Below are 13,167 nucleotides of genomic sequence, written 5' to 3'. Positions count from 1 at the left end.
GGGCACGAAGGTGGAACCTCCGTGCACGTGGCATGAGGCCGCTCCAGCGCGTCGCCTGGCTGGTGGCGACGCTCGGCGGCATCGGCCGGCTGCGGCCGGCGCCGGGAAGCTGGGGCTCGGCCGCGGTGCTGCCGGCGGCGCTGCTCGGGCCGGGCTGGTGCCTTGGCCTCGCCTTGCTGCTCGGCCTGCTCGGCTACTGGGCCTCGCTGCGGCTGCTCGGCGAGGATGCGCCGGCCGATCCCAGCTGGGTGGTGGTGGATGAGGGGGCGGGGCAGCTCCTCGCGCTCGCCGCGCTGCCGGCCGCGACCGGCGGCTACGGGGTGCTCCTGGCCTTCCTGCTCTTCCGCCTGTTCGATATCACCAAGCCGGGCCCGGTCGGCTGGGCGGACCGGCAGCATGGCGCCCGCGGCATCATGCTCGACGACCTGATCGCCGGGGCGATGGCGGCGCTGTTGCTGCTGCTGCTGCGGGCGGTGCTGCCGTAATGCCGACGCCCCTCCATCGGCGGGCGCAAACCTCCGGTTTGCTTGGCTTAGGGCAGATCCCGTTCGAGCGGAAACGCTCGAACGGGTGAAGATGCTCTGAAAACAACAGGCTGGAGCATGTGCTGCGAACGCAGGTGAACGGAGAATGCTCTGGACCATGATCCGCTCACACAGGGTCACGGATCACGGCCTGGGCCGTTGTTTGATCGCGTGAGTCACGCTTTCGGCGAGTTCACCTCAAGCGATCACGCTCTAGCGACATAAGCCGCGGGCCCCGTTCGGGGCCTCGGACCGGTCAAGCGACCGGTCCGCTGGTATAAGGACGCGGGCCGCAAGGGGAAGTGCCAGGATGCTGCCGTCATCGACGCTGGAGGAGGCGAAGGCGCTGCTGGCGCTGCTGGAATCGCGCGGGCTGCGCCTCGCCACCGCCGAGAGCTGCACCGGCGGGCTGATCGCCGCGGCGCTCACCCATGTGCCGGGCAGTTCCGCCGTCGTCACCCATGGCTTCGTCACCTATTCCAACGAGGCGAAGCGCGACGTGCTGGGGGTGCCCTGGGGCGTGCTGGAAGGCTATGGCGCGGTCAGCGACAGCGTCGCCCGGCGCATGGCCGAGGGGGCGCTGGCGCGCAGCGGCGCCGATGTCGCGGTGAGTTGCACCGGCATCGCCGGGCCAGGCGGCGCGACACCGGGCAAGCCGGTCGGCCTGGTGCATCTGGGCGTGGCGATGGCGGACGCGACGCGGGCGGTGCGCCGGATCTTCCCCGGCGACCGCACGGCAGTCCGGACCGCCACCGTCGCCGAGGCCTTCGCCCTGGTGCGCGACCTGGTCGGCTGACGCCGCCCCAAGGCGCCTCCCGTTGCCCTGCCGCGGCTTCGCCGCGGCAGGCTGTGATGCACATTGGGTAAGAGGCGAATCACCGGGCCCCACGACGGCGCGCAGCGACGTCGTGAGGATCAGAGGAGCGCCGCATAGGTAAGCTGGCGCATGGCGTAGCGGTACTGCGTGCGGTCCGAGGCGCCCTGCAGCAGCAGGATCGCGAACATCTCCTCCCGCGGGTCGATCCAGAAATAGGTGCCGAAGGCCCCGGTCCAGAAATAGTCGCCCAGGTTGCCCGGCACCGGGCTGCGCCCGGCCGTGGTCCGCACCGCGAAACCGAGGCCGAAGCCGTATCCCACCTCCGGCGCCGGGGCGAGGCCGCCGAAGATGCGCGGCAGGTCGGGCCCGAAGCCGATGCCGGGCGGCAGGTGGTCGGCGGTCATCAGCGCCACGGCGCTGCGCGAGAGCAGCCGCGCCGCGCCGAGCCGCCCGCCCTCCAGCAGCATCTGGCAGAAGCGGGCATAGTCGGCCGCGGTCGAGACCAGCCCCTGCCCGCCCCAGAGCCAGCGCGGCCGGCGCTCGACCGGCAGCATCGCCTGCCGCACCCCGGTCACCGGATCGACCTGCGCCGCCGCCAGCCGGTCCTGCCGCTCCGGCGGCACCCAGATATCGGTATCCGCCATGCCGAGCGGATCGAGGATGCGGCTGCGGAAGAAAGCCTCCAGCGACTGGCCCGAGGCGACCTCGACCACGCGGCCGAGCACGTCGGTCGCATGGCTGTACTCCCAGACCTGGCCCGGCTGGTGCATCAGCGGTTGCCGGGCGAGGTTGGCGATGAATGCCTCGCCGCTCTGGCCGATATCGTTCACCCTGGCCGCGACATAGGCCTCCTGCACCGGATGCGCCCCGGCGCCGCCCGGGATCGGAAGGGCGCCATAGGTCAGCCCGGCGGTGTGCCGCATCAGGTCGATCACCAGCGGCTCGCGCTGCATCGGCGCCCGGTCCATGCCGACAGTGAGCGTGGCGAATTCCGGCAGGTAGCGGCTGACCGGATGCCAGAGCATCAGCCGCCCCTCCTCGACCAGCAGCATCGCCGCGACCGAGGTGACCGGCTTGGTCATGGAGGCGATGCGGAACAGCGAATCCAGGCGCATCGGCGCGCCGGCATCGCGGTCGCGGAAGCCGATCGCCCGTTCCCAGGCGAGGCGGCCGCCGCGGCCGATCGTCACCACCGCGCCCGGGATGCGGCCGGCATCGACCTCGGCCTGCAGCCAGGCGCCGAGCCGGGCCAGCGCCGCGCCCGAGAAGCCGGCCTCCTCCGGCCGGCCGGCGCGCGGCAGGATCGCCGCGCCCCCCGCTTCGGCAGCATCCTGCGGCATCATCCACCCCTCACATCGTGCAGGTCGATGCTCCCCGCCCCCACCGGGCGCGGTCAAGCATCGCCGAGGCGGAAGGCATCGGCGATGCGCCGCACCGCGCCATCGGCGGCGACCAGCAGGACATCGAAGCGGATGCCGGCGCCGCCATGGCCGGGATGCTCGGCCAGCCAGCATTCGGCGGCGCCGGCGAGCCGGGCGCGCTGGCGCGGGCCGAGGGCGAAGGCCGCCTCGGCGAGGCTCGGCCGCGCCTTCACCTCGACGAAGGCGAGCAGCCCCTCGCGCTCGGCGACGAGGTCGAGCTCGCCGGCTGGGGTGCGGATGCGCTGGCCGAGCACCGCCCAGCCCTCGGCGGCCAGCGCCGCGGCGGCAGCCTGCTCGGCATCGCGGCCGGCAAGCTCGGCGCGGGCGCCGCGCCGCTGCCGGTGGGATTCGGGCACGGGTTTCGCGGCGGGAGTCCTAGGCCGCGAGCGCGGCGCGGATATGCCCGATCGCCTCCTCGATCATCGGCGCCGTCACGTCGAGATGCGTGCAGGCCCGCACCCGGCCGCCGAGGCCGCTGACCGCGACGCCCTGCCGCAGCAGCCGGGCCTGCAGCGCCTCCACCGTGGTGCCGGCGCCCTTCACGTCGAAGAAGACGAGGTTGGTGTCCGGCTCCTCCACCACGACGCCCGGGATCTGCGCCAGGCCGCGGGCCAGCGCCTTGGCATTGGCATGGTCCTCCGCCAGCCGGTCCACGTGGTGGTCGAGGGCATGCAGGCAGCCGGCGGCGCAGAGCCCGGCCTGGCGCATCGAGCCGCCGAGCCGCTGCTTCCAGCGCCAGGCGGCGCCGATGAACTCGGCCGAGCCGCAGAGCACCGCGCCGAGCGGCGCGCCCAGCCCCTTGGTGAAGTCGAGCCAGACGGAATCGAAGCCGGCCACCATGTCGCGCGGCGCGATGCCGGCGGCGACGCAGGCATTCATCAGCCGGGCGCCGTCCATATGCGTCGCCCAGCCCTGCTCGCGCGCGACCTCGACCAGGTCCTGGAGCTGGCGCAGCGGCCAGACCGCGCCGCCGCCGATATTGGCGGTCTGCTCCACCTCCAGCAGGCGCTGCGGCGGGGCGTAGCGGGTGCGCGGGCGGATGGCGGCGCGCAGCGTCTCGGCGGTGAACATGCCGCGCGGCCCCTGCAGCGGCATGATCTGCGCGCCGGCCAGCGCCGCATGGGTGCCGCCCTCGCTGTGCAGGATATGCGCCGTCTCATGCGCCAGCACCTCGTCGCCCTTCTGGCAATGGGTGAGGATGGCGATGACGTTGCACATGGTGCCGGAAGGCAGGAAGACCGCCGCCTCCTTGCCGGTGAGCGCCGCCATGCGGTCGCAGAGCGCGTGCACGGTCGGGTCGTCGCCATGCTGCTCGTCGCCGACCTCGGCCCGCATCATCGCCTCCTTCATCGCCGGCGTCGGGCGGGTCTGGGTGTCCGAATAGAGGTTGATCCGGACGGGCGGGCTGCCGGCGGGCGGGCGCGGGGGGGCGTGGACCATGGCGGGGTTCCCTGATGCGGCGCGCAGGCTGCGGCCGCCCCGCCCCGCTGTCCACCCGCCCTGTTCAGGTCGTCTCGGGCTGGGCTGCATGACGCCTAGCCTGCAGCCGGCGCAGCCGGTTGAGCGTCCGAACGGGCGCCGCCGCTGGTGCGGCGCAGCCAAGCTGCCAGAGGCAGCGCCGGCGCCTGAGGGCATCGATGGGCCCCACATCGATGCGCACCAACGTCAACCCGGCAGGTCGAAATGCCGCGCCCAGGCGGCGGCGAGGCGCGGCCGGGTCGCCACTGCCCGCGCCAGGCGCTGAATGCCGGGGCAATGCGCCGGCATCCAGGCCTCGTTGCCCATCCAGCGGGAATGCACCGCGAGGGCGAGGTCGGCGAGCGAGAGCCGGTCGCCGAGGATGAAGGGGTCGGGCCGCGCCTCCGCCTCGATCAGGCGCCAGAACCCGCGAACCATTGTCACGGCGGCCTCCCGGATCGAGTCCGGCTCGGCGCCGAAGCGGTCCGGGTAGTCGTAGCGGGTGACGCAGGGATAGAGCTCGCCCGCCGCCAGCATCAGCCAGCGCAGCGCGACGGCGCGCCGCGGGTCCTCGCCGGCCGGCAGCAGCCCCGCCTCCGGGTGCCGCGCCTCGAGGGTGAGGAGGATGGCGGCGCTCTCGGTCACCACCGTGCCGTCGGGCAGCAGCAGGGTCGGCAGCCGGCCCATCGGGTTGATGCGGCGGTAGTCCGGGGCGAGCTGCCCCTCGCCCTCGATCGGCACGGACCGGCGCTCGGCCTCGGCACCGATCTCGGCCAGGGCGAGCTCGACCATGGCGGAACCGGAGCGGCGGTCGCCGTAGAGGATGTATCCCATGCGCCGAGCCTCGACCCCCGGCACCCGCCCGGTCCAACGCAAAGCGATGATGGGCCGATCAGCCGGGCTGATGGCCCATGCTCAGGATTGCGCCGAGGGGGCCGGTGCCGCCGCCGGCGGCGCCGAGGGACGACCGTAGAGCTGCATCGCCCGGCGCTCGAAGGCCCGGACCATCAGCCGCACTGCCTCGTTGAAGACGGTGCCGATCACCGCCTGGAGCAGGCGCGAGCGGAACTCGAAATCGACGAAGAAGTCGACCTCGGTCCAGGTTTCGGCGCCATGCGGGTGCGGGCGGAAGCGCCAGTGGTTGTTGAGGTAGCGGAAGGGGCCGTTCAGGTAACGCACATGCACGTGATCCGGCCGCTCCAGCAGCACCTCGCTGCGGAAGGTCTCGCGGAACATCTTGAAGCCGATGGTGAGGTCGGCGATCAGCTCGCCTTCCTTGCGCGAGATGACGCGGGCGCCGACGCACCAGGGCAGGAATTCCGGATATCGCCGGACATCGGCGACCATGTCGAAGAGCTGCTCCGGCGTGTAGCGGAGGATCTTCCTCTCGGCATGAGTCGGCATCAGGCGGCGGCCAGCCTGGCCTCCCGCGCGCTCCGCAGCCGTTCCTCCCGCGCACTGCGCAGCGCGACGAAGTCACGGTCGGCATGGTAGCTGCTGCGGGTGAGCGGCGTGGCGGAGACCAGCAGGAAGCCCTTGCCGCGGGCCATCCGGGCATAGTCCTCGAACTCATCCGGTGTCACGAAGCGGTCGACCGCGGCGTGCTTCACCGTCGGCTGCAGGTACTGGCCGATGGTGAGGAAATCGACCTCCGCCGAGCGCAGGTCGTCCATCACCTGCAGCACCTCCATCCGCGTCTCGCCGAGACCGACCATCAGGCCGGACTTGGTGAAGATCGAGGGGTCCTGCTGCTTCACCCGGTCGAGCAGGCGCAGCGAGTGGTAGTAGCGCGCCCCCGGTCGGATGGTGGGATAGAGCTTCGGCACCGTCTCCAGGTTGTGGTTGAAGACATCCGGCCGCGCCGCGACCACCACCTCCAGCGCCCCGTCCTTGCGCAGGAAGTCGGGCGTCAGCACCTCGATCGTGGTCGCCGGAGCGGCGGCGCGGATGGCCGCGATCGTCTCGGCGAAATGCCGGGCGCCGCCATCGGCGAGGTCGTCGCGGTCGACGCTGGTGATCACCACGTGCTGCAGGCCGAGCTTGGCCACCGCATCCGCCACCCGGCGCGGCTCGTCGCCATCGAGCGCCTGCGGCAGCCCGGTCGCCACGTTGCAGAAGGAGCAGGCGCGGGTGCAGGTCTCGCCCATGATCATCATGGTGGCGTGGCGCTGCGACCAGCACTCGCCGATATTCGGGCAGGCCGCCTCCTCGCAGACCGTGGTGAGGCGGTTGTCCCGCATCAGCGCCCGGGTTTCGTGATAGACGGGGCTGTTCGGGGCGCGCACGCGGATCCAGGCCGGCTTGCGCTGGATGGGGTTGTCCGGCCGGTGCGCCTTCTCGGGATGCCGGAGCCCCCCCTCCGGGCGGGCGGGCACGGCTTCCGCCGGCGCCTGCGGCGCCGTCCGGACGGTCCTGTGGTCGATCTCGATGCGCGTGGCCATGCCGTCCCTGGTCCGGTCAACTCGTCCGGTCAGCCCTCGGCGGCGCGGGATCGCCCCGCGCCGGCCGCGCTGCCCGGGCTAGATGTGGATCACCCGGCCATAGGCATCAAGCACCGCCTCGTGCATCGCCTCGGAGACGGTTGGATGCGGGAAGACCGTCTCCATCAGCTCCACCTCGGTGGTTTCCATGGTCTTGGCGATGGTGTAGCCCTGGATCATCTCCGTCACCTCCGGCCCGGCCATATGGGCGCCGAGCAGCTCGCCGGTCCTGGCGTCGAAGACGGTCTTGATCATGCCCTCCGGCTCGCCCATGGCGATGGCCTTGCCGTTGCCGATGAAGGGGAAGCGGCCGATCTTCACCTCGTGCCCGGCCTTCTTCGCCGCCTCCTCGGTCAGGCCGACGCTCGCCACCTGCGGCCGGCAATAGGTACAGCCGGGGATGTTCGTCACGTCCATCACATGCGGATGCATGCCGGCGATGGCCTCGATGCAGATCACCCCCTCATGGCTCGCCTTGTGCGCCAGCCAGGGCGGGCCGGTGAGGTCGCCGATGGCATAGACCCCCGGCTCGCCGGTGCGGCCATAGGGGTCGGTCACCACATGGCTGCGCTCGACCTTCACCGCCGTGCCCTCGAGGCCGATATCCTCGACATTGCCGACGATGCCGACCGCCGAGATGACGCGGTCGGCGGTGATCTCCTGCACCTTGCCGCCGGCCTCGATCACCGCCGTGACCTCGTTCGCCCCCTTCCGCAGCCCCTGGATCTTGGCCCCGGTCAGGATCCTCATCTTCTGCTTCTCAAAGGCCTTGCGGACGAAGGCGCTGATCTCGGCATCCTCGACCGGCAGGATGCGGTCCAGCACCTCGACCAGCGTCACCTCGGCGCCGAGGTTGAGGTAGAAGCTGGCGAATTCGGCGCCGATGGCGCCCGAGCCGATGACGATGAGGCGCTTCGGCATGATGTCCGGCACCATCGCCTCGCGATAGGTCCAGACCAGCTTGCCGTCCGGCTCGATCCCCGGCAGCACGCGGGCGCGGGCGCCGGTCGCCAGGATGATGTGCTTGGCCGCGAGATCGGCGACCGGCTTGCCGTCCTTGGTCACGGCAAGCTTCCCCTTGCCCGCCAGCTTGCCGTGGCCGTCGAAGACCGTGACCTTGTTCTTGCGCATCAGGTGCTTGACGCCGCCCGAGAGCTGGTTGGCGATGGCCCGGCTGCGCTTGACGATCTTGCCGATGTCGAAGCGGATGTTGTCGGCCGCGAAGCCATAGGCATCCAGCGTGTGCAGCAGGTGGTTGATCTCGCTGCTGCGCAGCAGCGCCTTGGTCGGGATGCAGCCCCAATTCAGGCAGATGCCGCCGAGATTCTCGCGCTCCACCACCGCGGTCTTCATGCCGAGCTGGGCGGCCCGGATGGCGGCGACATAGCCGCCGGGGCCGCCGCCGAGGACGATCACGTCGAAGGATTGCTCGGCCATGTCACCTCTCCTGGTCCTGTTGTCCGGCCCCTGTTCCTGCCTCTGCCTCCGAGGCGGGCGCGTCCTGCCTGGCCAGCGCCCGGAGCGCCGCGCCGCCGAGGCGCTGCAGGGTCCAGCCCTCGCGCGGCCGGGCGCCGATCGATCGGTAGAAGGCGATGGAGGGGGCGTTCCAATCGAGCACCGACCACTCCATGCGGCCGCAGCCCTCGGCCAGGGCGCGACGCGCCAGCCACGTGAAGATGGCGCGGCCGATGCCCTTTCCGCGCCGCTCGGGCGCGACGAAGACATCCTCGACATAGAGCTTCGGCCGGCCGTCGAAGCTCGAGACGCTGTAGTACCAGAGGGCGAAGCCGGCCGGGGCGCCCTCCCATTCGGCGATCAGCGCCTCGGCCCGCGCCGGCTGGCCGAAGAGCAGGCGGCGGATATCCGCCTCCTCCGCCCGCACCTGATGCGCCAGCTTCTCATATTCGGCGAGGGCGCGGACGAAGCCGAGGACGAGCGCCTCGTCCCCCGGCACCGCCGGCCGCAGCGCGAGGCCGCTCATGCCGGCGCCTCGTGGCAGACCGCCTCGATGCGGTTGCCGGCCGGGTCGCGCAGGAAGGCGGCGTAGTAATGCGGGTGGTAATGCGGCCGGAGGCCCGGCGCGCCGTCATCCGCGCCGCCTGCGGCCAGGCCGGCGCGCCAGAACCGCTCCACCGCTGCGCGGTCCGCCGCCTTGAAGCACCAGTGGCGGCCCTCCGCCGAACCTGGCGCGGGACCGGGCCGGATCGTCAGGTAGCTGCGCCGCGGATGCGCCGCGTCGCAGCGCTCGCCATAGCGCAGCGCCGCCTCGTCATGCCCGACCGCCGGGACGCCGAGCGCCGCCATCGCCGCGTCGTAGAAGCACGCGGCGAGGGCGAGGTCCGGCACCGTGATCGAGACGTGGTCGATCACAGCATCAGGCTCAGCGGGTCCTCGATCACGCCCTTCAGGGCCTGCATGAACTCGGCGGCCAGCGCCCCGTCGATGACGCGGTGATCGACCGAGAGGGTGCAGGTCATCACCGTCGCCACGGCGAGCTGCCCGCCCCGGACCACCGGCCGCTGCTCGCCGGCGGCGACTGCCAGGATGCCGGCCTGGGGCGGGTTGATGATGGCGCTGAAATCCTTCACGCCATACATGCCCATATTGGAGATCGAGAAGCCGCCGCCCTGGAATTCCTCGGGCTTCAGCTTGTTCGCCTTGGCGCGGGAGGCGAGCTCCTTCATCTCGTTGCTGATCGTCGACAGGCCCTTCTGGTCGGCCTTGCGGATGATCGGCGTGATGAGGCCGGTCGGCGTCGAGACCGCGACCGAGATGTCGACATCCTCGAACTGGAGGATCGCCTCCTCGGTCCACATGGCGTTCACGTTGGGGAAGCGCCGCAGCACCGCCGCCACCGCCTTGATGACCATGTCGTTGACCGAGAGCTTGAAGGCCCCCGGCCCATCCTTGGCGGATTTGGCGTTGAGGTCGCCGCGCAGCTTCAGCAACGCGTCGATCTCGAAATCCGTGCTGACGTAGAAATGCGGGATGGTCTGCTTCGCCTCCGACAGGCGGCGGGCGATGACCTTGCGGATGGTGCTGTTCGGCACCGCCTTGTGCGGCGCGGTGACGGAGGGCGGCGGCGCGGCCGGCTTCAGGGCGGCGGCCGGCTGCGGCGCCGCAGCGGGGGCGGCCGGTTGCGGCGCAGGTTGCGGCGCGGCTTGCGGCTTCGCCGCCGGCCCCTTGGCCAGCGCCGCCTCGATATCCGACTTCACGATGCGGCCGCCGGGTCCGCTGCCCTGCACGCCGCCGAGATCGAGCCCGGCCTGCTGCGCCATGCGGCGTGCCAGCGGCGAGGCGAAGACGCGCTCTCCCCCGCCCTGCCCCGCCCGGTCATGGCCATTGGCCTTCGGCGCCGAAGGCTGGGAGGAGGGTTGAGCCGCCGGCATCGCCACCGGCTGCTCCGCCGCGCCCGCGACCTTGCCGCCCGAGGCCTTGACGGCCTCGATCGCCGGCGCCTGGCTGGCCGACTGCGCCGGCTCCGGCGCCTCCGAGCCCTGCGGCGCGGGCGCCTTGGCCTCGGATGCCTTGGCTTCGGGGGCTTGGGCCTGAGGGGTTTGGGCCTGGGGCGCCGGGGCGGCGTCGCTGACGCTCTCGCCCGGCTCGACCAGCACCGCGATCGGGTCGTTCACCTTCACGCCCTGGGTGCCGTCGCCGACCAGGATCCTGCCGAGGATGCCCTCGTCGACCGCCTCGACCTCCATCGTCGCCTTGTCGGTCTCGATCTCGGCGATGATGTCGCCGGACTTGACCTCATCGCCCTCCTTCTTGAGCCAGCGCGCCAGCGTGCCCTCGGTCATGGTCGGCGAGAGCGCGGGCATCAGGATGTTGGTTGCCATCGGTCGTATCCCCCGTCCCTGCCGACGCTACTTGTAGGTGACCCGCTTCACCGCCTCGATGATCTCGGGCTGCGTCGGCAGCGCCAGCTTCTCGAGGTTGGCGGCATAGGGCATCGGCACGTCCTTGCCGCAGACCCGCACCGGCGGCGCGTCCAACCAGTCGAAGGCGGCCTCGATCACCTGCATCGCCACCTCGGTGCCAATATTGGCGTAGGGCCAGCCCTCCTCGACGGTGACGAGGCGGTTGGTCTTCTTCACCGAGGCGGCGATGGTCTCGGAATCGAGCGGGCGGATGGAGCGGAGGTTGATCACCTCCGCCTCGATCCCTTCCTTCGCCAGCGCCTCGGCCGCCTGCATCGCCCAGGTGACGGCGATGGAATAGGCGACGATGGTCACGTCCTTGCCCGGCCGCTCGATCTTCGCCTTGCCGATCGGCAGGATGAAGTCGTCCGCCGTCGGGCATTCGAAGGTATGGCCGTAGAGGATCTCGTTCTCCAGCACGATCACCGGGTTCGGGTCGCGGATCGCGGCGCGCAACAGGCCCTTGGCATCCGCCGAGGACCAGGGCGCCACCACCTTCAGCCCCGGCACATGCGCGTACCAGCTTGCATAGCACTGGCTGTGCTGCGCCGCGACGCGGGCGGCGGCGCCGTTCGGGCCGCGGAAGACGATCGGGCAACCGAGCTGGCCGCCGCTCATGTACAGCGTCTTGGCGGCGCTGTTGATGATCTGGTCGATCGCCTGCATGGAGAAATTGAAGGTCATGTACTCGACGATCGGCCGCAGGCCGGTCATCGCCGCGCCCACCGCCATGCCGGTGAAGCCGTGCTCGGTGATCGGCGTGTCGATCACCCGCCGCGGCCCGAACTCATCGAGCAGCCCCTGCGAGATCTTGTAGGCGCCCTGGTACTGGGCGACCTCCTCGCCCATCAGGAAGACGTCCTTGTCGCGCCGCATCTCGAGCGCCATGGCGTCGCGCAGCGCCTCGCGCACCGTGATCGGCTTGGTCGGGCCCCAGTCCTTCTCGGGCGCGGCCGCCGCCTCGCCGGCTTTGGCCGCCCCCTCGCCGCGCTGCGCCCCGCGCTCGGCGACTGCGGCATGGTCCTCGGCCTGCTTCGCCACCTCGCCCACCTTGTGGCTGGCGGCCGCCGGCGGCGCCGGCTGCTGCGGCGCGGCCGTGTCCTGGCCGGGCGCCGCGCCCTGCGAGGGTGTGTCGCCGCCGCCATCGAGCTCGGCGATCGGGCTGTTCACCGAGACTCCCTCGGTGCCCTCAGGCACCAGGATCTTCGTGAGCTTGCCCTCGTCGACCGCCTCCACCTCCATGGTGGCCTTATCGGTCTCGATCTCGGCGATCACGTCGCCGGACTTGACCTCATCGCCCTCCTTCTTCAGCCACCGGGAGAGCTTGCCCTCCGTCATGGTGGGGGAGAGCGCCGGCATCAGGATCTGCACGCCCATCTCAGCGGGCCTCCATGACGGGAGCTTCCAGCAGCACGTCGGTCCAGAGCTCGGCCTCGTCCGGCTCCGGGCTCTTCTGCGCGAAGTCGGCGGCCTCCTGGACCACAGCCTTCACCTCGTCGTCGATCTTCTTCAGCTCCGCCTCGGAGACGTCCTGCTCCAGCAGCATCTTGCGCGCCGTCTCGATCGGATCGGACTGCTCGCGCATCTTCTGCACCTCCTCCCGCGTGCGGTACTTCGCCGGGTCGGACATGGAATGGCCGCGATAGCGGTAGGTCTTCATCTCGAGCAGATAGGGGCCCTTGCCCTCGCGGCAGTGGGCAGCGGCGCGCTCGCCGGCCTCCTTCACCGCGGTGACGTCCATGCCGTTGACCTGCTCGCCGGGAATGCCCCAGGCGGCGCCGTTCTTCGAGAGGTCGTGCGAGGCGCTGGCGCGCTCCACGCTCGTGCCCATGCCGTACTTGTTGTTCTCGATGATGAAGATGACCGGCAGCTTCATCAGGGCGGCGAGGTTGAAGCTCTCGTAGACCTGGCCCTGGTTCGAGGCGCCCTCGCCGAAATAGGTCAGGCTGACGTTGCGGCTCTCGCGGTACCAGTTGGAGAAGGCGAGGCCGGTGCCGAGCGAGACCTGGGCGCCGACGATGCCATGCCCGCCGTAGAAGCCCTTCTCGCGGCTGAACATGTGCATCGAGCCGCCCTTGCCGCGCGAGTAGCCGCCCGAACGCCCGGTGAGCTCGGCCATCACGCCGCGCGCCTCCATCCCCGTGGCGAGCATGTGGCCGTGGTCGCGGTAGGAGGTGATAACCTGGTCGCCCGGCTCGAGGCAGGCCTGCATGCCGACGACGACCGCCTCCTGGCCGATATAGAGGTGGCAGAAGCCGCCGATCAGCCCCATGCCGTAGAGCTGGCCGGCCTTCTCCTCGAAGCGCCGGATCAACAGCATGTCGTGGTAGGCCTGGAGAAGCTGGTCCCGCGTCATCGACGACTCCTTCGCCGACCGCGTGCGGCGCTTGGCGCCAGCGGTGTCCGCTGCCTGGGCCATGGGCGGCTCCCTCTCGTCTCCTGTTACCGTGATCTACGCGGCCACCTGTCTCGCGGCAAGCGACGGCCGTTTAAAAAACCTCGATGTTGCAATGCAATACAGTGCTTAACCGATTTTTGGTTAACGCC

Annotated in this window: 14 protein-coding genes; 2 read left to right on the top strand and 12 right to left on the bottom strand. The window is 71.0% G+C overall.

Annotated features, from left to right (window positions below; all coding sequences use genetic code 11):
* Nucleotides 1-32 precede the first annotated feature (32 nt).
* Together HJG45_RS22680 and HJG45_RS22675 are read left to right on the top strand one after the other, a co-directional pair.
* On the top strand, nt 33-485 hold the full coding sequence (locus HJG45_RS22680) for a phosphatidylglycerophosphatase A (protein ID WP_171615342.1): 453 nt from the start codon (nt 33-35) through the stop codon (nt 483-485).
* A gap of 349 nt (nt 486-834) precedes the next feature.
* The gene (locus HJG45_RS22675; RefSeq protein WP_171615340.1) at nt 835-1,320 is read left to right on the top strand and encodes a CinA family protein; all 486 of its coding nucleotides are present in this window, start codon (nt 835-837) and stop codon (nt 1,318-1,320) included.
* 119 nt (nt 1,321-1,439) lie between these two features.
* Here the strand turns inward: HJG45_RS22675 and HJG45_RS22670 are convergent, their stop codons facing one another.
* From HJG45_RS22670 to pdhA, 12 genes are all read right to left on the bottom strand, one after another.
* A complete protein-coding gene (locus HJG45_RS22670) occupies nt 1,440-2,684 on the bottom strand; it encodes a serine hydrolase (RefSeq protein ID WP_217363010.1) in 1,245 nt (414 codons plus the stop codon).
* Nucleotides 2,685-2,734: 50 nt separating this feature from the next.
* A complete protein-coding gene (locus tag HJG45_RS22665) occupies nt 2,735-3,118 on the bottom strand; it encodes a YraN family protein (protein ID WP_171615338.1) in 384 nt (127 codons plus the stop codon).
* Nucleotides 3,119-3,137: 19 nt separating this feature from the next.
* Nucleotides 3,138-4,202, bottom strand: a complete 1,065-nt coding sequence (locus HJG45_RS22660; protein WP_171615336.1) for a low specificity L-threonine aldolase — start codon at nt 4,200-4,202, stop codon at nt 3,138-3,140.
* Between the two features lie 225 nt (nt 4,203-4,427).
* Nucleotides 4,428-5,054 carry a glutathione S-transferase family protein gene (locus HJG45_RS22655; RefSeq protein WP_171615334.1) on the bottom strand — a complete coding sequence of 209 codons (627 nt, stop codon included), beginning with the start codon at nt 5,052-5,054 and terminating at the stop codon, nt 4,428-4,430.
* A gap of 81 nt (nt 5,055-5,135) precedes the next feature.
* Nucleotides 5,136-5,624, bottom strand: coding sequence for a type II toxin-antitoxin system RatA family toxin (locus HJG45_RS22650; protein WP_171615332.1), 489 nt, complete (start codon nt 5,622-5,624; stop codon nt 5,136-5,138).
* Nucleotides 5,624-6,661 carry a lipoyl synthase gene (gene lipA / locus HJG45_RS22645; protein ID WP_171615330.1) on the bottom strand — a complete coding sequence of 346 codons (1,038 nt, stop codon included), beginning with the start codon at nt 6,659-6,661 and terminating at the stop codon, nt 5,624-5,626. Before lipA ends, HJG45_RS22650 begins: the two co-directional genes overlap by 1 nt.
* 78 nt (nt 6,662-6,739) lie before the next feature.
* A complete protein-coding gene (lpdA, locus tag HJG45_RS22640) occupies nt 6,740-8,137 on the bottom strand; it encodes a dihydrolipoyl dehydrogenase (protein ID WP_171615329.1) in 1,398 nt (465 codons plus the stop codon).
* A 1-nt stretch (nt 8,138) separates the two neighbouring features.
* Complete coding sequence (locus HJG45_RS22635; RefSeq protein ID WP_171615328.1) at nt 8,139-8,681, bottom strand: GNAT family N-acetyltransferase; 543 nt, start codon at nt 8,679-8,681, stop codon at nt 8,139-8,141.
* Nucleotides 8,678-9,070: a VOC family protein gene (locus tag HJG45_RS22630; RefSeq protein WP_171615326.1), complete on the bottom strand. Its 393-nt coding sequence runs from the start codon at nt 9,068-9,070 to the stop codon at nt 8,678-8,680. Before HJG45_RS22630 ends, HJG45_RS22635 begins: the two co-directional genes overlap by 4 nt.
* Nucleotides 9,067-10,539, bottom strand: a complete 1,473-nt coding sequence (locus tag HJG45_RS22625) for a pyruvate dehydrogenase complex dihydrolipoamide acetyltransferase (RefSeq protein WP_171615324.1) — start codon at nt 10,537-10,539, stop codon at nt 9,067-9,069. Before HJG45_RS22625 ends, HJG45_RS22630 begins: the two co-directional genes overlap by 4 nt.
* 27 nt (nt 10,540-10,566) lie before the next feature.
* Nucleotides 10,567-11,997 carry a pyruvate dehydrogenase complex E1 component subunit beta gene (locus HJG45_RS22620; protein ID WP_171615322.1) on the bottom strand — a complete coding sequence of 477 codons (1,431 nt, stop codon included), beginning with the start codon at nt 11,995-11,997 and terminating at the stop codon, nt 10,567-10,569.
* 1 nt (nt 11,998) lies between these two features.
* The gene (gene pdhA, locus HJG45_RS22615; protein WP_217363009.1) at nt 11,999-12,976 is read right to left on the bottom strand and encodes a pyruvate dehydrogenase (acetyl-transferring) E1 component subunit alpha; all 978 of its coding nucleotides are present in this window, start codon (nt 12,974-12,976) and stop codon (nt 11,999-12,001) included.
* Nucleotides 12,977-13,167 lie beyond the last annotated feature (191 nt).

The organism is Roseicella sp. DB1501, assembly GCF_013112485.1.
Classification (GTDB): Bacteria; Pseudomonadota; Alphaproteobacteria; order Acetobacterales; family Acetobacteraceae; genus Paracraurococcus.
This window is presented reverse-complemented; position numbering and strand designations above follow the sequence as displayed.

Coding starts and splice junctions, on each gene's coding strand:
- HJG45_RS22650 (WP_171615332.1), bottom strand. CDS start 5,624: ATGCCGACTCATGCCGAGAGGAAGATCCTCCGCTACACGCCGGAGCAG.
- lipA (WP_171615330.1), bottom strand. CDS start 6,661: ATGGCCACGCGCATCGAGATCGACCACAGGACCGTCCGGACGGCGCCG.
- HJG45_RS22655 (WP_171615334.1), bottom strand. CDS start 5,054: ATGGGATACATCCTCTACGGCGACCGCCGCTCCGGTTCCGCCATGGTC.
- HJG45_RS22620 (WP_171615322.1), bottom strand. CDS start 11,997: ATGGGCGTGCAGATCCTGATGCCGGCGCTCTCCCCCACCATGACGGAG.
- HJG45_RS22675 (WP_171615340.1), top strand. CDS start 835: ATGCTGCCGTCATCGACGCTGGAGGAGGCGAAGGCGCTGCTGGCGCTG.
- HJG45_RS22625 (WP_171615324.1), bottom strand. CDS start 10,539: ATGGCAACCAACATCCTGATGCCCGCGCTCTCGCCGACCATGACCGAG.
- HJG45_RS22635 (WP_171615328.1), bottom strand. CDS start 8,681: ATGAGCGGCCTCGCGCTGCGGCCGGCGGTGCCGGGGGACGAGGCGCTC.
- lpdA (WP_171615329.1), bottom strand. CDS start 8,137: ATGGCCGAGCAATCCTTCGACGTGATCGTCCTCGGCGGCGGCCCCGGC.
- HJG45_RS22680 (WP_171615342.1), top strand. CDS start 33: ATGAGGCCGCTCCAGCGCGTCGCCTGGCTGGTGGCGACGCTCGGCGGC.
- HJG45_RS22670 (WP_217363010.1), bottom strand. CDS start 2,684: ATGATGCCGCAGGATGCTGCCGAAGCGGGGGGCGCGGCGATCCTGCCG.
- HJG45_RS22660 (WP_171615336.1), bottom strand. CDS start 4,202: ATGGTCCACGCCCCCCCGCGCCCGCCCGCCGGCAGCCCGCCCGTCCGG.
- pdhA (WP_217363009.1), bottom strand. CDS start 12,976: ATGACGCGGGACCAGCTTCTCCAGGCCTACCACGACATGCTGTTGATC.